This window comes from Hafnia alvei (assembly GCF_964063325.1).
Classification (GTDB): Bacteria; Pseudomonadota; Gammaproteobacteria; order Enterobacterales; family Enterobacteriaceae; genus Hafnia; species Hafnia alvei_B.
The window spans coordinates 2,625,945-2,645,880 of record NZ_OZ061315.1; the positions used below are offsets into that span (position 1 = coordinate 2,625,945).

Annotated in this window: 19 protein-coding genes; 8 read left to right on the forward strand and 11 right to left on the reverse strand. The window is 48.8% G+C overall.

All coding sequences use genetic code 11. The features are described from left to right. Positions 1–977: 977 nt before the first annotated feature. On the reverse strand, positions 978–1,862 hold the full coding sequence (locus AB3Y96_RS12585; RefSeq protein WP_046449200.1) for a LysR family transcriptional regulator: 885 nt from the start codon (positions 1,860–1,862) through the stop codon (positions 978–980). A 174-nt stretch (positions 1,863–2,036) separates the two neighbouring features. On the opposite strand from AB3Y96_RS12585, the gene AB3Y96_RS12590 reads away from it, so the two are divergent. After that, complete coding sequence (locus AB3Y96_RS12590; protein WP_046359905.1) at positions 2,037–3,164, forward strand: alpha/beta hydrolase; 1,128 nt, start codon at positions 2,037–2,039, stop codon at positions 3,162–3,164. Between the two features lie 143 nt (positions 3,165–3,307). Then, positions 3,308–4,501, forward strand: a complete 1,194-nt coding sequence (locus tag AB3Y96_RS12595; RefSeq protein ID WP_046359904.1) for an MFS transporter — start codon at positions 3,308–3,310, stop codon at positions 4,499–4,501. Between the two features lie 193 nt (positions 4,502–4,694). On the opposite strand, the gene AB3Y96_RS12600 is transcribed toward AB3Y96_RS12595, so the two are convergent. The 3 genes from AB3Y96_RS12600 to AB3Y96_RS12610 form a co-directional block, all read right to left on the reverse strand. Beyond that, positions 4,695–4,943, reverse strand: a complete 249-nt coding sequence (locus AB3Y96_RS12600; protein WP_130999421.1) for a hypothetical protein — start codon at positions 4,941–4,943, stop codon at positions 4,695–4,697. A gap of 146 nt (positions 4,944–5,089) precedes the next feature. Further along, the gene (locus AB3Y96_RS12605; protein ID WP_046359900.1) at positions 5,090–5,617 is read right to left on the reverse strand and encodes a rhodanese family protein; all 528 of its coding nucleotides are present in this window, start codon (positions 5,615–5,617) and stop codon (positions 5,090–5,092) included. Continuing rightward, positions 5,614–5,931 carry a helix-turn-helix transcriptional regulator gene (locus tag AB3Y96_RS12610; RefSeq protein ID WP_046359899.1) on the reverse strand — a complete coding sequence of 106 codons (318 nt, stop codon included), beginning with the start codon at positions 5,929–5,931 and terminating at the stop codon, positions 5,614–5,616. The genes AB3Y96_RS12605 and AB3Y96_RS12610 overlap by 4 nt, the downstream gene beginning before the upstream one ends. Positions 5,932–6,590: 659 nt before the next feature. On the opposite strand from AB3Y96_RS12610, the gene AB3Y96_RS12615 reads away from it, so the two are divergent. Continuing rightward, entirely contained in the window at positions 6,591–7,082 is a 492-nt protein-coding gene (locus AB3Y96_RS12615) for a Dps family protein (RefSeq protein WP_072310479.1), read from the forward strand. Positions 7,083–7,131: 49 nt separating this feature from the next. Here the strand turns inward: AB3Y96_RS12615 and AB3Y96_RS12620 are convergent, their stop codons facing one another. After that, complete coding sequence (locus tag AB3Y96_RS12620) at positions 7,132–7,308, reverse strand: YciY family protein (RefSeq protein ID WP_071603101.1); 177 nt, start codon at positions 7,306–7,308, stop codon at positions 7,132–7,134. Between the two features lie 250 nt (positions 7,309–7,558). On the opposite strand from AB3Y96_RS12620, the gene cls reads away from it, so the two are divergent. Both cls and AB3Y96_RS12630 read left to right on the forward strand, forming a co-directional pair. Next, a complete protein-coding gene (gene cls / locus AB3Y96_RS12625; RefSeq protein ID WP_072310480.1) occupies positions 7,559–9,019 on the forward strand; it encodes a cardiolipin synthase in 1,461 nt (486 codons plus the stop codon). A gap of 45 nt (positions 9,020–9,064) precedes the next feature. Beyond that, positions 9,065–9,388 (forward strand): HI1450 family dsDNA-mimic protein, encoded by a 324-nt coding sequence (locus AB3Y96_RS12630; RefSeq protein ID WP_035502449.1) that lies wholly within the window; start codon positions 9,065–9,067, stop codon positions 9,386–9,388. A gap of 55 nt (positions 9,389–9,443) precedes the next feature. On the opposite strand, the gene AB3Y96_RS12635 is transcribed toward AB3Y96_RS12630, so the two are convergent. From AB3Y96_RS12635 to spy, 3 genes are all read right to left on the reverse strand, one after another. Next, positions 9,444–10,295 carry an ion transporter gene (locus AB3Y96_RS12635; protein ID WP_367299343.1) on the reverse strand — a complete coding sequence of 284 codons (852 nt, stop codon included), beginning with the start codon at positions 10,293–10,295 and terminating at the stop codon, positions 9,444–9,446. Positions 10,296–10,475: 180 nt separating this feature from the next. After that, the gene (gene acnA / locus AB3Y96_RS12640) at positions 10,476–13,175 is read right to left on the reverse strand and encodes an aconitate hydratase AcnA (protein ID WP_367299344.1); all 2,700 of its coding nucleotides are present in this window, start codon (positions 13,173–13,175) and stop codon (positions 10,476–10,478) included. A 317-nt stretch (positions 13,176–13,492) separates the two neighbouring features. Further along, complete coding sequence (spy, locus tag AB3Y96_RS12645; RefSeq protein ID WP_072310483.1) at positions 13,493–14,011, reverse strand: ATP-independent periplasmic protein-refolding chaperone Spy; 519 nt, start codon at positions 14,009–14,011, stop codon at positions 13,493–13,495. A gap of 539 nt (positions 14,012–14,550) precedes the next feature. Between spy and kduI the strand changes: the two genes are divergently transcribed. From kduI to modA, 3 genes are all read left to right on the forward strand, one after another. Further along, positions 14,551–15,387: a 5-dehydro-4-deoxy-D-glucuronate isomerase gene (gene kduI, locus AB3Y96_RS12650; RefSeq protein ID WP_367299345.1), complete on the forward strand. Its 837-nt coding sequence runs from the start codon at positions 14,551–14,553 to the stop codon at positions 15,385–15,387. Between the two features lie 64 nt (positions 15,388–15,451). Then, positions 15,452–16,213 carry a 2-dehydro-3-deoxy-D-gluconate 5-dehydrogenase KduD gene (gene kduD, locus AB3Y96_RS12655; RefSeq protein ID WP_072310485.1) on the forward strand — a complete coding sequence of 254 codons (762 nt, stop codon included), beginning with the start codon at positions 15,452–15,454 and terminating at the stop codon, positions 16,211–16,213. A gap of 135 nt (positions 16,214–16,348) precedes the next feature. Next, positions 16,349–17,080 (forward strand): molybdate ABC transporter substrate-binding protein, encoded by a 732-nt coding sequence (modA, locus tag AB3Y96_RS12660; protein WP_367299346.1) that lies wholly within the window; start codon positions 16,349–16,351, stop codon positions 17,078–17,080. Here the strand turns inward: modA and AB3Y96_RS12665 are convergent. From AB3Y96_RS12665 to AB3Y96_RS12675, 3 genes are read right to left on the reverse strand one after another with little or no spacing between them, the layout of a single operon-like run. Further along, entirely contained in the window at positions 17,077–17,838 is a 762-nt protein-coding gene (locus AB3Y96_RS12665; protein ID WP_367299347.1) for an ABC transporter ATP-binding protein, read from the reverse strand. The genes modA and AB3Y96_RS12665 overlap by 4 nt on opposite strands. Beyond that, on the reverse strand, positions 17,831–18,835 hold the full coding sequence (locus tag AB3Y96_RS12670) for a FecCD family ABC transporter permease (protein WP_367299348.1): 1,005 nt from the start codon (positions 18,833–18,835) through the stop codon (positions 17,831–17,833). The genes AB3Y96_RS12665 and AB3Y96_RS12670 overlap by 8 nt, the downstream gene beginning before the upstream one ends. After that, on the reverse strand, positions 18,819–19,898 hold the full coding sequence (locus AB3Y96_RS12675; protein ID WP_367299349.1) for an ABC transporter substrate-binding protein: 1,080 nt from the start codon (positions 19,896–19,898) through the stop codon (positions 18,819–18,821). The genes AB3Y96_RS12670 and AB3Y96_RS12675 overlap by 17 nt, the downstream gene beginning before the upstream one ends. Between the last annotated feature and the right edge of the window lie 38 nt (positions 19,899–19,936).

Consider the following 19,936-nt stretch of genomic DNA (forward strand, 5'->3'; position numbering starts at 1 on the left):
GCAACTCCAGATTTGAGCTGACACACTGTAGGGTAAGGCAGCATTGTGCAAAATGCGGACGTTGCCAGTAGGTCAGTACAATGAGTAGCAGGATGCAGCACTGTCACTATCGATGTAAATAAAAACATGTTTTAAAAAACAGTATTGACCTCAAATCTCAAATGAGTAAATTAGTACTCAGCAGCACAATGAAATTGGTTAGTAATTTGTTGAATAGAAAGAAGTAATGAAAAGACCATTTTGCTTTACAGGCCACGAAGTTTGTTGTTTGGGATGTAGTTCGCTTTCAGGCCTCGTAGTGGTTGTGCTGGCTCGCAAAATGGTAGTCTTAGCGCGATGATGTAAGGCCCTGTTTTTTTAGATAATGCTGGCGGTTTCTTTTTTTGATTGTAACCGTATCTGCAATGGGCAACGCATCAAAGAGTATATATCGCGAGGGGATGTGCTTGTTTAAGTTGCCACGCTTAGGTTCTGAAAGCGCAGGCAGGTGTATAACGAGATAAATAGAGGGAGGATTTTTAGTATTAATGCCCAATATTATCTGTAGTAAACGGGTGCATTTAAAGCAGTATAAATAGCAGTATAATTTTATTAAGTTCATTAATGTTAAATCTGAAGTCTGAAGTACCTTAAAAGCCCTGACTGCAATGGTCAGGGCTTTTAAGATTACTACCTCCTTTAAATTGTAAGTTCTCCTAACCAATTATTAATAAAACTAACCTTGATAATTCACCCAGATGAGCCTCCAATGCCTTATAGGTTTGAATGCGCTTAATCAAGGTAAGCACACGCTGACCTCCTCGACATTAATCATGTTTCCTCAATGTTAGTCATGCAGTTACAGTTGTTAGAAGAACTGCCAACATCTGTTCCTCGCTCATAGGGCCTTTAACTCTGTTAGCTCGTCCGCTTCATGCTAGAAGCGGAAACTGTTTAACGGTCATGCTAAGTCTTATGTGATGCATCGCCGTTATTCCTCAAACTCTCAATGTATCAATAACTGCTCGCAGAGCGGGTGACACATTGCGATGAGGATAATAGATGAATGAACCTTCAAGACGTAAACTGTAACGTTGTAGAACCCTAATTAGATTACCTCGTTCTAAATCATCGGAAACTAACTCTTCCGGAACATAAGCCAGCCCCAGTCCTAAACTGGCAGCTTTTGCTTCCATATAGCTGTCAGCAAAAACCCACTGACCCTGCGGCCGATGGGTGATTTTTTTATCATCTTGATGTAGTTCCCATGCATACAGGCTACCGTCACCGAATTGATAAGCGATACAAGGATGAGCCACTAAATCTGCGGGGGTTTGTGGAAAACCGTAGCGACGAAAGTGCTCTGGTGTACCGACAACAGCCATCTCCATATCAGGAGTGATGCGAACAGCAATCATGCCACTGCCAACTTCCGGACCTAAACGCACACCTGCATCGAATCTCTCCGCAATAATATCGACAAACCGGCTTTCGCTGATGAGTTCCAATCGGATGTCAGGATAGCGCTGCTTAAACACTGCAAGCTTCGGCAGGAGTACTTTATCAATAGCGTGCTGACTGGCATTGATGCGTACCGTACCTGATGGGGACTGACGATAATGGGCAAGCGTGGCTAGCCCCATATCTAAAGCGTCGAATCCTGACTCAAGGGTTCCATACAGTTGTTCACCTGCATGGGTGAGCGATAATTTGCGGGTGGTGCGTACCAGAAGTTGAACGCCCAGTCGTTCTTCAAGTTCGCGCACAGAACGGCTGATCCCTGACTGTGCCAGGCCAAGGCGTTGTGCCGCGGCGGTAAAACTCCCTTCCCGCACCACCTGCATGAACAGGTATAAATCGTTATAGCTTTCCCGTTTCGCCATAATCTCTCCCTCGCAGTCGCACCATTATTTAGAACAATTTGGTATTAATTCTAGCATTTTTACCCACTAATCAGCACTTTTACTGCTAACTATAATGTGCTCATTACAACAAAAAAGCACAGCAGCGTTGTCCGTATGAAACCTGCATCTATCATGTTTTATGAGGAGATTTTGATGACTGCTTTCACCAAAAAACTGACAGGTGCCATGCTGCTATGCGCATCATTAAGTGGAGTCTCAAATATGAGTTATGCCGATACAACCAATCCGAACGCGCCTGCTACGCTGGTCGATAAATGGGATAAAACCTTTACTCAAAGCACGAAAGTTGCTCACCGTAAAGTGACCTTTCAAAACCGCTACGGGATCACCCTCGTCGGGGATCTCTACATTCCCAAGGATCGTGGCGAGCGTAAGCTGGCTGCCATTGCCGTCAGCGGCCCCTTCGGCGCGGTGAAAGAGCAGTCAAGCGGCCTGTATGCGCAAACGCTTGCAGAGCAAGGGTTTGTTACCCTAGCGTTCGACCCTTCTTATACGGGCGAGAGCGGAGGCTACCCGCGCAATGTCGCGTCTCCAGATATCAACACCGAGGACTTCAGCGCGGCGGTAGATTTCCTAGGTCTGCAAAAAGAGGTGGATCGCAACCGTATCGGGCTGCTGGGTATCTGCGGCTGGGGCGGCATGGCTTTAAACGACGCCGCGATGGATACCCGCGTCAAAGCAGTGGCAACCAGCGTGATGTACGACATGAGCCGTGCGATGGGACATGGCGTGGGAGATGGCAAAGATCGTTATAGTACACAGGACCGTCGTGCCATATTGCAGTACCTGAATGCACAGCGCTGGAAGGATGCGAAAAATGGCGCTTTCGCGCCCGGCGGGCATGACATTTATGTTGATGAGAAAGGCAACGTCAGTGCGTCGAGTCGTATTCTGCCGGAAACGTTACCCGCCAATCCCAATCCGGTTCTGAAAGAGTTCTTCGATTACTATCGTATGCCGCGCGGTTTTCATGAGCGTTCGGTCAACTCAACCGGCGCGTGGAATGCAACCATGCCACTGTCATTTATGAATATGCCGCTGCTGAGTTATGCAAATGAAGTCACTATCCCTACGCTTATTGTGACCGGCGAAAAAGCCCATTCACGCTATTTTGCTGAAGATGCCTTTAAGGCGATCGGCAGCAAAGAGAAAGAGCTGGTCATTGTCTCAGGAGCAAACCATGTTGACCTGTACGACAACGTTGTGGGTAAGATCCCGTTTGCTAAATTTGAACAGTTTTTCAAAACCAACTTAAAGTAATGGTCTGAAGCCGTCTGATATTTGCAGGCGGTTGTTTATTTCCCATACATCATCCCCGCCCACGTTTTTATCGTTATTCCCTGAATAGCGTCTATTTTGGCTGCGGCTAAGTCTCGCCGAAGCGATATAAAGAGATACTGATAATGTCCACAGTAAGTCATAAAACATCACCCACTAAAACAGATGCACACTGGGGAGGCGTGTTTGCCATGACGCTCTGCGTTTTTGTGCTAATCGCTTCCGAGTTTATGCCTGTCAGCCTGCTTACGCTTATTGCCAACGATATGCACATCACTGAAGGACTGGTAGGCCAGGGGATCGCCATATCTGGCGCACTAGCGGTACTGACCAGCCTGACTATCTCTCGTATTGCCGGAAATCTGAATCGTAAATATCTTCTTCTGGGACTGACGGTCTTAATGGCCATATCGGGAATGGTCATCGCTATAGCACCTAACTATCCGGTTTATATGCTGGGGAGGATTATGATCGGTGTCGTTATCGGTGGGTTCTGGTCAATGTCGGCTGCAACTGCCATTCGGCTCGTGGAGCAGCATCAGGTTCCCCGTGCGCTGGCAATTCTCAATGGAGGGAACGCGTTGGCGACCGTTGTGGCTGCGCCGCTTGGTAGCTATCTGGGGACGACCGTCGGTTGGCGCGGGGCTTTTTTATGTCTCGTTCCCCTTGCCATAGCTGCGTTCATTTGGCAATGCATCAGCCTACCTTCAATGGAAAACGATAAAAGACAAAAGCAACAGAGATCTATGATTCGTCTGTTTAGAATCTCGGACGTACCTACGGGGCTGGTGGCCTGCGGACTATTCTTTGTGGGGCAGTTTGCCTTATTTACCTACGTGCGTCCCTTTCTGGAGACTGTAACCAGTGTGGGCCCCTCTGGCCTATCCCTAATTTTGCTAGCAATAGGCGTAGCAGGTTTTGTCGGCACAATGGTCGTATCGACACTCCTAAACGCTAGGTTCTATCAGACCTTAATTATGATCCCTCTGCTTATGGCAGCGATTGCCGGTACGCTTCAGCTGGTAGGCCACAGCATCTGGGCAGTTGCCGTGTTGCTAAGCCTGTGGGGGTTGCTTGCGACGGCTGCACCAACGGGATGGTGGACATGGATAGCACGTACGCTTCCCGAAGATGCAGAGGCTGGGGGTGGTCTCATGGTTGCTGTCATCCAACTCTCGATTGCACTTGGTTCAACAGCAGGAGGTCTGGTATTCGATAGTTTGGGATGGCGAAGTACTTTCGGATTAAGTGGTATATTACTTCTTGGCGCGGTAGTGATGACGTTTCTCACGTCACGTAAAAATAGCAATGCGCGCTAGCACAATCACTTTCGTCCAAGCGTCTGATTCTCGCTCACAGCGGACCTTAAACTCTGTTAGCTCGTCCGCTTTGTGCCAGGAATGGACGTTTGTGGTTTTAGAAAGACTCCTATGATGTGGCCAGTTTTTGTGGACCAGTTCATACCCAATGAAGAGAAGGTCAGCCGCTCTTAAGACGCTTGATGCTATTACCTTACCTGGAGTCTTTCATTGCATCCTGCTTCCCGGGATTGCATTGCTGTTTTGTCCCGGGAAGATAAAATTTTCCCGACCGGTCTGGATTGGTTCCGCCCGGACAACCCGCCCGGCCCGGAGCAGAAACAGTATTACTACCGTCTGATCCGTTGCCTCCATCAGAATAATTCCCGCCATTCCCGCCATCAGCAGCATTTACAGCAAATGCGCATATGATAAAAAAAAGCGCAAAAACACGCCAGATCATAAAAACTCCATTGTTTAACAATCAAATGTTCAACCTAGCCCCCATTGTAGGGCATGTCAAAGGATTAGGTCCGCTCCTCGCTCATAGCTGACCTTGCCGTGCTTCAGCGCTTTATGCCAAAAGCGAGCATAGCTGCCAATTAGCATTTATTTATCAGGTCTGTTCCATGGCATTTTTAGCAGTAAACTCGCCATTCCACATAAACCGCTTACACCTGCAAAGAGTAAACCTGCACCTACAAAGCCCGACAGTAAAAATAATCTGCTATCTATTGTGTATCCCAATACAACGCCGATAAGAATCAGTGTGCCCGCAACAATCTGAACTTGCCTCATAATAGGCAAAGGTTGTTTCTTGTCTTCAATAGTCGGAAGATGGGCGCTCTTCCAAGCGTTAATGCCGCCAGCCATCATTAAAGCCGGCACAGGGCTTGCTGCATTCATAAGCACGTTGGCATTTTGAGCCGTGCGCCCCCCTGACAGACAATGAAAAATGATAGGTTGTCCCACTGTACCATCCAACTTTTTACCTGCCGTGATATCAGTAAGAGGAAGTGAGCGCGCGTTCGGTATGTGCTCACGCAGGTATTCAGCGGGGTCTCTAATATCAATGAGCACAGCGCCTTGATCAATCAGCCTTTTGGCTTCTTGCGGTGATACTGATTCTGGAGTCATTTGAAATCCTCTGGACAATAAATGCCTTTTAACGTGGAGATAACCTTTTTCACCGCGTCATTCTTAATGAAATAGTTAACCTTTTGCGCCACCCTTTCAGACTCAATTAAGCCGTCTTCTTTCATTTTTGCTAGGTGTTGAGAGGTTGCTGAAGGCGTTAAACCGGTCAATTGCCCCAAATCACCTGACGAGGTGCCGGGTTTATCAATTAGAATACAAAGGATTAATAGCCGATTGCTGTTGCTCATCGACTTAAGCAGCGTTGTTGCCAGCGAGGCACTTTTCTGTAACTGGAGCAGTTGAGTCTCATTCATTTCTTTATTTTAGTAGTTTCTAAATTTAGAATATTCTAAATTAAAGCAGTGCTCACACGCAATGACGAAATTTTAATAGCAGTAGGATGTTCGCTCATTGGCGACTGTCAGGTTTTGTACAAAAAATACTGGCAAGCCAAGTTGAGTTGAGTTGAGTTGAGTTGAGTTGAGTTGAGTTGAGTTGAGTTGAGTTGAGTTGAGTCAGCATAATTTTGCTGGTGCCCCTTGGGTGCCCCTTTTCTACTTTCCAGCATTTAAAATCATTTAAAAACAATTAATTAAACAGCACCTCCAACTTTGTACTTATGAGTTATACAAATCGCTGATTCAAAAATGATGATTAAACCGTCAAAACGCTGAAAAAACGGGGTCTAATCGATGATAAAAGCAGCGTTTATCACTAGGATTTATCTATTTGTTTACAGCCTATTGCAGCTATTGATAAAAATGCCCGCCGGAGCCTAGACCTCAAACCGCAACTCTGGCAGGATAGAACTCAAGGAAACACGGATAACTTATTGTTTATATAAGCCTGTTTTTTTAGGTTGGATGATCCGGCGCGATGCTGGCAACCTTCTCCACCGCGCTAAGAGTCAAAAAATCGATATCGATTTATTACGGATGTTTCACTTTCACCGAATAATGAGGAATTCACGATTATGGCGACAACGAAAAAAGCGACAAAATCCCACATTGGTCTCGATACCAAACAATCTGCCAAACTGGCAGAAGACCTCAATAGCCTGCTCGGTAACTATCAAATTTTGTACATGAACGTACGCGGCTATCATTGGAATATCACCGGACCACAGTTCTTTGAACTGCACGTGAAATTTGAAGAAACCTACAACGATCTACTGCTGAAGGTCGATGAGATTGCCGAACGTATCCTGACGCTGGGTTATCAACCGCGTCACGCGTTCAGTGAATATCTGAAAACAGCGGATATTAAAGAAGATACCAACGTGACCGACGATAAAGGTACGTTGAAAGGTCTACTGTCAGGTTATTCAATTCTGCTGACGCAGCAGCGTGAAATTCTGGCGTTGGCAAGCGAAGCCGGTGACGAAGGGACGTCTTCTTTGATGAGCGATTACATCAAAGAGCAGGAAAAACAGGTTTGGATGTTAAACGCCTATCTGGGCAAATAATCCCGCGTTAAGTTTTGCTCCAGCCCCGCAATGCGGGGCTGAATTTTTTCTACCACTCATAAGCCACAGAATACAGCAATGAACGATGATGCTGAATTTTGTGTAAGCGGCGAACACTATAGATGTGTCGGTTTCTGCGGGATTGGCCTTCTAACCAGCAACTGCGTCGACGGTGTACCTGACGCAACATACGCCAGCGCCCTACTTCATTTCTACTACGTCGCATGACAAACGTCTCTCTGGGTAAGTGCGCGGGCATTATAAACCTATAGTGATATTTGTCACACAATCGATTTGCTTTCTTCGTTTTAACCCGTCAGCACATGACAGACAAAAATTTGTCTCAATGTTACAACCTGTAAATTAATACGAAATTTAAATCGATGACTTTTATCCGCGAAAAGGTTTTACCTTTCAACAACAGTGCGTAAACTCAATAGAGATAACGCTTTTTTGCGAAAGGACAACTCGCCTTTATGACAACGTTTTATACCGTAATTAGCTGGCTTACGATTTTTGGCTACTGGTTACTCATTGCCAGCGTGACACTTCGCATTTTGATGAAGCGCCGTGCGGTTCCCTCCGCCATGGCTTGGTTGCTCATCATCTATATTCTGCCACTGGTGGGGATCATCGCTTACCTGTCATTCGGAGAACTTCACTTAGGGAAAAGACGTGCCGAACGTGCTAAAGCGATGTGGCCCTCTACGGCGCATTGGCTAGCCGACCTTAAAAGTTGTAAATCCATTTTTGCGACAGGCAACAGTGAAGTCGCCGCGCCGCTGTTTCAGCTGTGTGAGCGCCGTCAGGGAATTGCCGGCGTTAAGGGCAACCAGCTACAGTTACTGACCACCAGCGACGATACGCTCAAGGCCTTAATTCGTGATATCGAGCTGGCGCGCAGCAATATTGAGATGGTGTTTTATATTTGGCAACCCGGTGGATTAGCCGATCAGGTTGCCGAGTCGTTGATGGCAGCGGCGAGACGCGGCGTACATTGCCGATTGCTGCTCGACTCCGCTGGCAGTGTGACCTTCTTCCGCAGCCCTTATCCTGCCATGATGCGTAATGCAGGCGTTGAAGTTGTCGAAGCGCTGAAAGTTAATCTTATGCGCGTTTTCTTGCGACGCATGGATTTACGCCAGCACCGGAAAGTGGTTTTGATTGATAATTTTATCGCTTATACCGGCAGCATGAACTTGGTTGACCCGCGTTTCTTTAAACAAGATGCCGGCGTTGGGCAATGGATTGACGTAATGGCGAGAATGGAAGGCCCGGTAGCCACTACCATGGGCATCATTTTCTCCTGTGATTGGGAGATTGAAACCGGCAAACGTATTTTGCCACCGGAGCCTGAATATCATTCTCTGCCGTTCGAAGAGGAATCAGGACATACCATTCAGGTTATTGCTTCCGGTCCGGGTTTCCCTGATGAACTGATCCATCAAGCGCTGCTGACCTCGGTCTATTCCGCCCGTGAACAACTCATCATGACCACGCCTTATTTCGTGCCGAGCGATGATTTGCTACATGCGATTTGCACCGCGGCACAGCGTGGCGTTGATGTCTCTATCATCGTACCAAAGAAAAACGACTCTATGATGGTAGGCTGGGCCAGCCGCTCATTCTTCACAGAACTGCTGGAGGCGGGCGTTAAAATTTACCAGTTTGAAGGTGGTCTGCTGCACACCAAGAGCGTATTGGTCGATGGCCAGCTTAGTCTGGTTGGCACGGTCAATCTGGATATGCGTAGCCTGTGGCTGAATTTTGAAATCACCTTAGTGATTGACGACGACGGCTTTGGCGCTGACTTAGCCTGTGTACAAGACGATTATATTGCCCGTTCTACTCTGCTTGACCACGCTGGCTGGCTAAAACGCCCGCTGTGGCAGCGCGTGGTTGAACGACTGTTTTACTTTTTCAGCCCATTGCTGTAAATAGCTTGGCTAATTGATGATGAGACAGTACAGGACACTCTTATGATGGATTTAGACAACCGACTCACCGAAGATGAAGCCTTAGATCAGGCCTACGATATTTTTCTTGAACTGGCCGTCGACAACCTCGACCCTGCTGACGTTATTCTGTTTAACCTGCAGTTTGAAGAGCGCGGCGCGGCTGAATTATTTGATCCTGCCGAAGATTGGAAAGATCACGTTGATTTCGACTTGAACCCTGATTTCTTCGTGGAAGTAGTGATTGGTCTAACCGATGGCGAATCAGAAGACATCACCGACGTGTTTGCTCGCGTACTAATTTGCCGCGAGAAAGATCACAAACTTTGCCATATTTTGTGGAAAGAGTAAGTTTCCACTGCACCACGCCAATTAAAACGCACAGCTGAAGCTGTGCGTTTTTGTTTTAATCATGAGGCTGCTTGCTAAGCCGTTTACTGCAAAACTTGCAATACACCGCATCGTCGTCATGGCCCGACTTATGGCAGTGTTCACAATGACGTACGGTACGTCGACGCTGCAATACTTCGGTCATATGGGCCGTTAACACCCCGGTGGGGATAGCGATAATAGAGTAGCCGATCAAGATTAATACCGAAGCCAGAATGCGCCCCGCCGGCGTATGAGGGGTTATGTCGCCATAGCCAACCGTCGTCATGGTCACCACGGCCCAATAAACTGATACAGGAAGACTGGTAAAACCGTGCTCGGGGCCTTCGATCACATACATCACCCCACCAAATAAACACAATAGGATCATCACAAAGGTAAAAAACACCAATAGTTTTTTGCGTACGCCAACGATGCTGTCCCACAACAACGTCGCGGAGCCCATATAACGCAGCATTTTAAAGATGCGCAACACCCTTAAAACACGCATTAGGCGCAGCAACGTGACATATTCAACGGCCATGTGTGGGAAAAGAAGTAAACAATAGAGCGGCAGCGTGGTCAGCAGATCGACAATGCCCAAAAAACTCGACGCATATTTTTTAGACTTGGGCGTAGTCAGCAAACGAAGCAGATATTCAGCGGTAAATACCACCGTAAAAAACACTTCTAACTTTAGGCCTAAATCCTCACGCGCCACCAGCACACGCAAGGGTTTTGGATCGCCTGATTCCATAAACACCAGCACGACGCTGGCGACAGCCATGGTGATCCAAAAGAACTCCATTTTGCGCCCAAAGGCGGTGTGGGTATCGAATAAACTGCTATATAAACTCTGCCGCCAAGTGCCTTTTTTCATGCCCGTCATGCTGACCCCAAAAGAGTTATTTGAGCGTAATCCCCCCACTTTAGCACCACAATATAAAGCGATGGCTTTATATAAGTGTCACTAATGGTAAAACATTTCAGCATTCCGCCACACTTTGATGCCGCTATCAGAATGGATAGCGGCACGTTGCATGCTTAGCGGCCTAAAGCATTTTTCTGATTACAGCATGTTTCTGATTACATAGTGCAAAATGCCGTCGTTGCGGTAATAGGCCAGTTCGTTTCCGGTATCAATTCGGCAACGCGTTGGCACCACTTCACGTCGCCCATCGGCATAGGTGATCGTGACGTTAATCGTTTGTCCGGTCGTCAGATGTTGTAATCCACTGATATCCAGTGTTTCATCTCCGGCTAGGTTAAGCGTTTTGCGCGTTACCCCTTGCGGGAATTCTAACGGCAGAATGCCCATACCAATCAGGTTCGAACGGTGAATTCGCTCAAATGACTCGGCAATCACTACGCGAACACCTAACAGACGCGGGCCTTTTGCCGCCCAGTCACGACTCGAACCCGAGCCATACTCTTTACCGGCGATCACCGCGAGCGGCACGTTTTCCTCTTGATACTTCATCGCCGCATCATAGATCGCCATCTGCTGTTGGGTGGGAATATGACGAGTCACACCACCTTCTACGTCGGGCACCATTTCGTTGCGGATACGAATATTGGCGAAAGTTCCCCGCATCATCACTTCATGGTTGCCACGTCGTGAACCGTAAGAGTTAAAGTCTTTAAGTTCCACACCGAGTCCCAGCAGGTAGCGTCCCGCTGGACTTTCCGCTTTGATATTGCCGGCAGGCGAAATATGATCGGTGGTCACCGAGTCGCCTAGCATCGCTAACACTCGAGCGCCGTGGATATCTTTCACCGGCTCAGGTTCTGCCTGCATGCTGCTGAAAAATGGCGGATGGCGTATATAGGTAGAGTCATCTTGCCAATCATAGGTCGCAGAACCCTGTACCTGAATCCCCTGCCATACCGCATCGCCGTCAAAGACCTGCGCGTACTCCTTGCGGAACATATCGGTTTTCACCATCTCAACCGCATTGGCGATCTCTTGACCGCTTGGCCAGATGTCCTTCAGATAGACCGGCTTACCCTGTGCGTCGTGCCCTAACGGATCGACGGAGAGATTCACGTTCATATTCCCCGCCAGCGCATAGGCCACCACCAGCGGAGGAGACGCCAGCCAGTTGGTTTTCACCAACGGATGAATGCGCCCTTCAAAGTTGCGGTTGCCAGACAGCACCGCACCAACGGTGAGATCGCCCGCTTTAATTGCCGTTTCTATCGGCTCAAGCAGCGGGCCTGAGTTGCCAATACAGGTGGTGCAGCCATAGCCAACCAAATTGAAACCGAGGCGTTCAAGGTAAGGAGTCAAACCCGCCGCATCCAGATAATCAGTCACCACTTTCGAGCCCGGCGCCAGCGACGTTTTCACCCATGGCTGCCGTGCTAATCCCTTCTCAACCGCTTTTTTCGCCAACAATCCGGCGGCCATCAGCACGCTAGGATTCGATGTGTTGGTACATGAGGTGATCGCAGCAATCACCACCGCGCCATGCGCTAAGCGATGTTTCTCTCCCGCCAGCGTAAACTCTTTGAATTCCACGCGATTTTTTTGGCTGCTAATCTCAAGTTCTGTCGCCGCCTGAAACGCCTGTGGAACTTTAGGCAACGGCACGCGGTCTTGGGGACGCTTTGGCCCAGCCAAACTTGATTCAACCGTATTCATATCCAGCGACAGTGTACTGGTAAATACCGGCTCATCGCCGGCGTGACGCCATAGGCCTTGTGCTTTGCAATAGGCTTCAACCAGCGCAATCTGTTCTTCACTGCGCCCGCTCAGGCGCATATAACCTAAAGTCACCTCATCAACGGGGAAAAATCCGCAGGTGGCGCCAAATTCAGGCGACATATTACCGATCGTGGCGCGGTCAGCCAGCGGCAAATCGGCTAAGCCGTCACCATAAAACTCAACGAATTTGCCTACCACGCCATGTTTGCGCAGCATTTGCGTGACGGTCAGCACCAAATCGGTGGCGGTAATGCCTTCGCGCAGTTTTCCTGTGAGCTTAAAACCGACCACGTCGGGGATTAGCATCGATACCGGCTGCCCTAACATGGCCGCCTCGGCTTCGATTCCTCCCACGCCCCAGCCTAACACCCCAAGACCGTTAATCATTGTGGTGTGGGAATCAGTCCCGACGAGCGTATCAGGGTACGCCATTCGCTGGCCATTTTGCTCTTCATGCCAAACCGCTTGCCCCAAATACTCAAGGTTAACCTGATGGCAAATGCCGGTTCCCGGTGGAACCACACGAAAACGATCAAACGCTTTTTGTCCCCAGCGCAGGAAAATATAGCGCTCGTGGTTACGCTCCATCTCCAACTCAACGTTTTCACTAAAGGCTTGCTGATGACCAAAATGATCAACGGTAACAGAGTGGTCGATGACCAGATCAACGGGCGATAGCGGATTAACTCGCTCAACGTTGCCACCCAAGCGAGCCACAGCTTCGCGCATCGCCGCAAGGTCAACCACGGCGGGTACGCCGGTAAAATCTTGCATCAGAACGCGTGCTGGCCGATAGGCAATCTCTTTGTCGGCATGGCCGGTTTTCACCCAATCGACGATTGCCTGTAAATCCTCCAGCACCACGCTTTCGCCATCAAGGTGGCGCAGCAGGTTTTCCAGCAGAACTTTCATTGACTTAGGGAGTTGGCGGATATCGCCCAGCTGCTTTTCAAGCTCAGGCAAGCTGTAATAGTGATACTCGATATTCAGGGCACTCAGTGTTTTCTGACATTGCTGCGCGAGATGTGGCTGGCTCAGACGATGTTGAAGATCGGATGACATTGGCTTCTCCTTCCTTATCATGCTTTAAGCGGTGTTTCTCGGCGCTGGATACAATCGATGCGGTTTCATCTGGGAACGACACGCATGGCCGGAAACAATCTCCTGATAACGCTGTGGCTATCTTTAAAGATAACACAAAGAGATGGTAACGTTTTAGCAACATCATCCCATTACTGCGATAGACGATGAAAAGGAAGAAATACGATTGTAATCACGAAAGGCAATTTAATGCTGATATCTAGCTAAATATTCAATAATAAGAAAAAAAAAGCCTCCACAAGGGAGGCTCTATATTTAGCATTGTCGCTGTTTAAAAATTATTGCTCACCGGCAACCATTGCCGCGTGACGCTGTTCCATTTTTTCGATGCGTTTTTCGAAATTCTGGTTAAATTCTTTTTTCTGTTCTGGGGTCAGAACATTATACATTTTGTTTTCCATCTTCATGCGTTCCAGCATCATATCGTTGCGCTCTTTGCTGTTAGCTTCGATTTGTGCACGCGCAGCGCTTTCATCAAATTTGTCGCTGGCGACCAGCTTATGCATGTCTTTGAAATGATCGCCCATCATTGGTTTTTTGTGCTCGGAACGGAACTCTTTAGCGATGGTTTTCATTTGCTCACGCTGCTGGTCTGTCAGCTTCAAGCCTTCAAACATGCCGCCGTGGCGTGGGCCCTGCTTGCCCATCTGATGATGCATCATCATCGGTGCGCCGTCAGCCTTGGTTGCCACTGGAGCCGCAGGGGTAGTTGGTGTTGCGGTGGTTTCAGCGGCGTTTGCCATTGAAGCGCCAAAAGCCAGAGATGATGCCAACATTAAAGCAGTTAATTTACGCATAATTATGATTCCTCAAATAGTGTGTTCGTTGTTGCGTTGATGGAATTAAGTCTATAGGTCTAAATATATAGTAGTTACACGCTGAGTAAATAAACGAAAGGAGAAAAACCAAAAAAAAGGCAATTATGGAGAGAGTGTGAAGATTGAGGGTTTATTTTAAACACAACGCTAAGATAAACCTTAAAATAACAAATTCCGGCGTTTTATTCTAGCTCAGATTAATATTTACAGCCTCTGCGATGTTCTTTAAAGCAATGTTTATTATTGTTCAGAGCAGCATAACGCTTTCACTTTTATCCCGTAGCACGCTTCTCTATGCAAATATTTTGCTACAGGCATGGATGGCTCTCCTCCCCCAGATATCCCGCTTTGTGATCCAGTAGCCAAATTCACAACACCGAATCCATAAAAACAAAACAGTGTTTCATTTTTAATTGAATTACGTATCAGAAGGATCTAACATGCCTGCATCGACACGAACAGAGCCCCAGACTGTTCATGCCTGCCAAACACTCAAACGAATATCGACGAGGTGAAAGATGGAAGTCCGTCAAAGCATTCATAGCGACCATGCCAAGCAGCTCGACACCGAGGGTCTACGCCGCGAGTTTTTAGTTGAAACCATTTTTGATGCCGATCAGTACACCATGGTGTATAGCCATATTGACCGCATCATTGTCGGCGGCGTTATGCCGGTGCAAAAAACCGTCGCTATCGGCGCTGAAGTAGGTAAACAACTCGGCGTGAGCTATTTCCTAGAACGCCGCGAACTCGGCGTTATCAACATCGGCGGTCCAGGCACCATCACCATTGACGGCGAATGCTATGAAATCGACCATCGTGAAGCTCTCTACGTTGGTAAAGGCGCACGCGATATTGCTTTCGCCAGCGTAAACGCCAGCCAACCGGCAAAGTTCTACTACAACTGTGCACCGGCTCACACCACGTTCCCAACCAAAAAGATCACGCCCGCTGACGCCTCACCGCAAACGCTCGGCGATGCAAAAACCAGTAACCGCCGCACCATCAACAAATATATGGTTCCTGACGTGCTGCAAACCTGCCAGCTGTCAATGGGGCTAACCGAGTTAGAAGAAGGCAATCTATGGAACACCATGCCGTGCCATACCCACGAGCGTCGCATGGAGGTCTATTTCTATTTCAACATGGATGATGATTCCTGCGTTTTCCACATGATGGGTCAACCGCAGGAAACCCGCCACATTGTGATGCACAACGAACAGGCCGTCATTTCACCAAGCTGGTCAATTCATTCCGGCGTGGGCACCAAGGCATATACCTTTATTTGGGGAATGGTTGGCGAAAATCAGGTCTTCGACGATATGGACCACGTTGCTGTTAAAGATATTCGCTAAGCCCTAGCTCACTCATTTCTGCGGCTGCTTAATGACAACCAGCCGCCCTCAAAGGATATAAAACATGATTCTTGATGCATTTTCGTTGCAGGGTAAAGTGGCGCTGGTTACAGGCTGTGATACCGGTCTTGGTCAGGGAATGGCCGTTGGTTTAGCACAGGCTGGCTGCGATATTATTGGTATTAACATCGTTGAGCCAACTGAAACCATTAAACAGATCGCTGCGCTAGGCCGTCGTTTCTTAAGCCTTACCGCGGATTTGCGCGATACGTCGGTTATTTCCGATCTGGTCGCTCGCGCAGCCAGTGAGTTTGGCCATATTGATATTTTGGTCAATAACGCCGGTATTATCCGCCGTCAGGATGCACTGGAATTCAGTGAAAAAGATTGGGACGACGTGATGAATTTGAACATTAAGACCGTGTTCTTTATGTCTCAGGCCGTTGCCCGTCAGTTTATCGCCCAGGGCAAAGGCGGCAAGATCATCAACATCGCCTCAATGCTCTCTTTCCAAGGCGGGATCCGCGTGCCGTCTTATACCGCCTCTAAAAGCGCGGTGATGGGCGTGACCCGTTTGCTGGCCAACGAATGGGCGAAGCATCAGATTAACGTTAATGCCATTGCTCCCGGTTACATGGCCACTAACAATACGCAGCAGTTGCGCGCCGATGAAGCGCGTAGCGAAGAGATTTTAGACCGCATTCCTGCAGGTCGTTGGGGATTACCAGAAGATTTAATGGGCCCCGCGGTGTTCTTGGCATCACCGGCATCAGACTACATCAATGGCTACACGATCGCCGTCGATGGCGGCTGGTTAGCGCGTTAATTAATGCGTTTTCACTACGCTGGCGCCCTGCCAGCGTGGTTATTCTGTTTCATCCTGCATTGACACTCCCCGCGCCACGCCGTAACGTCCGCCTCAGCCTAAAGAATAATTGATAATCATCAGCGTGGGATCAATGTGAATACTCGTAACGCCTCTTTAACCGTATTAGCCGCAGGCAGTTTGCGTCGAGCACTAACCCCTATTTTGTCTCAGTTTAGCCAGCGACATCATGTGAGCATCCATGCGCAATTTGGCCCAGCCGGATTGCTACGGGAACAGATTGAAAGCGGCGCTCAGTGGGATCTGTTTGCTTCTGCTAATCAAGAACATCCACAAACGTTGCTCGACCACGGATTAGCAAATAGCGTGATGCCTTTTCTGCGCAACAAGCTATGTTTAACCACCCACCGAGCCAGAGTATCGCAGACCACAAACTGGCTCGATTTGCTGACCGACCCGCGCATGATCGTCGGCACTTCTACGCCCGGCTGCGATCCTTCCGGCGACTATACGTGGCAATTATTTGATCGCGTCGAACAGCGCCGTCCCGGCGCAGGTGAATTTTTGAAAACGCACGCCAAACAATTAGTTGGTGGGAAAGCGGGGTTGCAAGTCCCAGAGACGGAAATCGCTTCTGCATGGCTGATTCGCCAAGGTCTGGCTGATGTTTTCGTCGGTTACGCACACTATGCACAATGGTTAGAGCACGACGCCGATATTGCGGCGGTCACCATCTCCGAGGCTGACAATATATTCGCCACTTACGCGCTGGCGCTGCGCACTGACGCCGCTCAGCCACTGGCGGCCTATCTATTATCAATTGATATTCAGCAACAGTTTGTGAGCGCAGGGTTTGCGCTGCGTTAGTCCAAAGAAAGATCGAATATCGGGGTTAGCACCGACCGAGCTCCTACGGCAGATGGCACAGCCGCCAGCTCGACTCTGACCCCATAGGCCTTATGTAAATTATCTTCGGTGAGCATTTCCCTGCTGTCGCCATATACCCACCGCTGATTATCCAGCAATAAAAGGCACTTTTGCGCCACCAGCTGCGCATGTGCAGGATCGTGAGTGGTAAACAGAACGCTTATCTGACGCTTTTTCGCTAGTTGGTGGATCAAGCGTAATACCGCCTGTTGATTGAATAGATCCAAGGCCGAAGTGGGTTCATCTAAGATCAACATTTCACAGCCGGTGGCTAACGCACGGGCAATCATCACCAGTTGACGCTGCCCACCGGACAACGTTTGAAAGCTGAAATCGGCCAAATGCGCAATCCCTAGGGTGTCTAACGCCTCTCGGGCAATACTTTCATCTTTGGCCGTTGGCTGTTGTAGCAAACCAACGTTGCTCACTCTGCCCATCAAGACGATCTCAATAACCCGATAGGCAAAGGCGGAGGAAAACGACTGAGCAACAAAACCGATCGGCGCTCTGCGTGAAATGCCCCCGGCCAGAGGGGGAATAACGCCGGACAGCGTATTCAATAACGAGGTTTTTCCGCGCCCGTTGGCCCCAAGAATGGCCGATACTTCGCCACGGCGACAACAAAAACTCAGCGCGTCAAACAACGCCTTCTGATGGCCGAATTCAAGTTCATTCACGCTGAGCGCTATCTCATTCACCGTGCGATCTCCGTCGAGAGTGAATCAACAGCACGGCAAACAGCGGTGCCCCAATTAATGCGGTAATAATCCCCAACGGAATTTCGGCCGCGCTCAATGTGCGTGCTACATCATCAACCAAAACCATAAACCCACCGCCGAGCCAGAATGCTGCCGGAAGTAAGCGTCGATGGTCTGCTCCAACTAATAAACGCGCAAGGTGCGGGATCACCAATCCTATCCAGCCAATCCCCCCGCTCACCGCAACCTGAGCGGCAACCAGCAATGCGCAGAGCAATAACACCCACCGACGCAAACCCGCAACCGAAACGCCTAGGGTGCGCGCATCCGCATCGCCAAGAGACAAAATGTTTATCCGCCAGCGCAGGCGAAACAGTAAAAAACTGGCCACAGCGAGCGGGATAGCCATCATCAAAAGCTTGTGCCAATTAGCGGTAGCAAAGCTGCCCAGCAGCCAGAACACAATGCTCGGCAGCTTTTCTTCGGTATCCGCCATGTATTGCAACAGGCTTACCAGCGCAGAGAAAAAGCCACTGAGAATAATCCCGGAGAGAATCAGCATCAGGCGATTCTCATTACCGAGCGTTGACGCTATTGCATACACCAACACCAGAGCCAACAAACCAAAGGCAAAGGTCGAACTCATCAACCAAAGCGGTGAAAGACCCAACAAAATGGCCAGCGTGCCGCCGAAGGCTGCGCCGGAGCTCACGCCGATAATATGCGGATCAACCAACGGGTTATGAAACACACCCTGTAAGCAGGCGCCGCACAGCGCTAATGCCCCACCCGCACAGCACGCCATCAAGATACGCGGCATGCGCACCGTCCAGATAATTTGCCCGGCCAGATCATGAGTTTGTAGCGGAGACATTAACGCATGCCAAACATTCACCGGTGAGATTGAATATTGCCCTACCCCCAATGAAAAGAAGGCGACAATCAATGTCGCCATCGGCAATAGCAGATTGATGCGTGGTTTATTCAGCTGAAGCATGTGGCGCAGCAACCCACGAAGTCCGGTAAAAACGCTTGTAATAGTCGTTGGCGGCTTTATTCATATCAATATCGGTGAAACGAGTCGGATAAAGCTTCTTAGCTATCCAAAGCTCTCCGATAGCTAACGCTTCAGGCATCGGATATCCCCACGCTTTGGCATATTCCGGCATGAGATACACCCGCTGATTTTTCACGGCATCAATGCCCTGCCATGCCGGATCGTTACGGATTTTATTAATCTCATCAGGATAGCGATCCTGCACAAAGATAACCTGCGGGTTCCAAGACAAAACCTGTTCAATCGAAACTTGCTTATAGCCCTTGATACTGGCTGCCGCGACGTTCATCGCCCCCGCATGCTGCATCATTAAGCCGGTATATTTTCCTGAACCATAGGTGGTTAAATCAGGATTTGCCATATAGACGCGCACTCGCTGGCTTTCAGGAATATCCTTCAAACGCTGAGCCACTTTTTCACGCTGAACGAAAGTGTAATCAATCAGTGCCTCACCCTGCGACTCACGATTAACGACGTTAGCGATAAGACGAATGCCATCCTGAAGCCCTTGGTTATAGGTCTGTTCTTCATTGGCCATCTTTGGATTCAGTTTATCCTGCTCACCCTGCGGATCACGGCGTAAAGAAACCGCCACCACCGGTATTCCCGCGTTCTCAATCTGGTTGATCATTTCCGACGGTGCATAGTTAGCTACGAAAACAACCTGAGGATGTTCCGCCAGCAGGCTTTCAATATTGACCTGCGTCAGATCGCCAGGCATCGGCAACGTGGCTAAACGTGAGGAAAAACGCGCAAACTCAGGGCCAAGCTGTTTTTTCCAGCTCGATAAAATCCCAACCACATCGTCGGTGGCATCGAGCTGAACCAACAAATTAAGCGTTTGGTGTTGCAGAACCACCACCCGATTAACGTGATCGGGAATCGTTACCTGACGACCTAATTGATCGGTAACGGTACGGTCTGCTAAGGATGAAAAAGAAACCAGCAGCAACGATAGGCCACTGAATAGCGCACGGCTACATTTAGGCAATGAGAGATTCATAGTTGAAGGCTAAAATAATGTTATATAACTAACTATAT

What these genes read in the sequence shown, in the direction of transcription:
- AB3Y96_RS12585 (WP_046449200.1), bottom strand. Translation starts at nt 1,862, where the DNA reads ATGGCGAAACGGGAAAGCTATAACGATTTATACCTGTTCATGCAGGTG.
- AB3Y96_RS12590 (WP_046359905.1), top strand. Translation starts at nt 2,037, where the DNA reads ATGACTGCTTTCACCAAAAAACTGACAGGTGCCATGCTGCTATGCGCA.
- AB3Y96_RS12595 (WP_046359904.1), top strand. Translation starts at nt 3,308, where the DNA reads ATGTCCACAGTAAGTCATAAAACATCACCCACTAAAACAGATGCACAC.
- AB3Y96_RS12600 (WP_130999421.1), bottom strand. Translation starts at nt 4,943, where the DNA reads ATGATCTGGCGTGTTTTTGCGCTTTTTTTTATCATATGCGCATTTGCT.
- AB3Y96_RS12605 (WP_046359900.1), bottom strand. Translation starts at nt 5,617, where the DNA reads ATGACTCCAGAATCAGTATCACCGCAAGAAGCCAAAAGGCTGATTGAT.
- AB3Y96_RS12610 (WP_046359899.1), bottom strand. Translation starts at nt 5,931, where the DNA reads ATGAATGAGACTCAACTGCTCCAGTTACAGAAAAGTGCCTCGCTGGCA.
- AB3Y96_RS12615 (WP_072310479.1), top strand. Translation starts at nt 6,591, where the DNA reads ATGGCGACAACGAAAAAAGCGACAAAATCCCACATTGGTCTCGATACC.
- AB3Y96_RS12620 (WP_071603101.1), bottom strand. Translation starts at nt 7,308, where the DNA reads ATGCGACGTAGTAGAAATGAAGTAGGGCGCTGGCGTATGTTGCGTCAG.
- cls (WP_072310480.1), top strand. Translation starts at nt 7,559, where the DNA reads ATGACAACGTTTTATACCGTAATTAGCTGGCTTACGATTTTTGGCTAC.
- AB3Y96_RS12630 (WP_035502449.1), top strand. Translation starts at nt 9,065, where the DNA reads ATGGATTTAGACAACCGACTCACCGAAGATGAAGCCTTAGATCAGGCC.
- AB3Y96_RS12635 (WP_367299343.1), bottom strand. Translation starts at nt 10,295, where the DNA reads ATGACGGGCATGAAAAAAGGCACTTGGCGGCAGAGTTTATATAGCAGT.
- acnA (WP_367299344.1), bottom strand. Translation starts at nt 13,175, where the DNA reads ATGTCATCCGATCTTCAACATCGTCTGAGCCAGCCACATCTCGCGCAG.
- spy (WP_072310483.1), bottom strand. Translation starts at nt 14,011, where the DNA reads ATGCGTAAATTAACTGCTTTAATGTTGGCATCATCTCTGGCTTTTGGC.
- kduI (WP_367299345.1), top strand. Translation starts at nt 14,551, where the DNA reads ATGGAAGTCCGTCAAAGCATTCATAGCGACCATGCCAAGCAGCTCGAC.
- kduD (WP_072310485.1), top strand. Translation starts at nt 15,452, where the DNA reads ATGATTCTTGATGCATTTTCGTTGCAGGGTAAAGTGGCGCTGGTTACA.
- AB3Y96_RS12670 (WP_367299348.1), bottom strand. Translation starts at nt 18,835, where the DNA reads ATGCTTCAGCTGAATAAACCACGCATCAATCTGCTATTGCCGATGGCG.
- AB3Y96_RS12675 (WP_367299349.1), bottom strand. Translation starts at nt 19,898, where the DNA reads ATGAATCTCTCATTGCCTAAATGTAGCCGTGCGCTATTCAGTGGCCTA.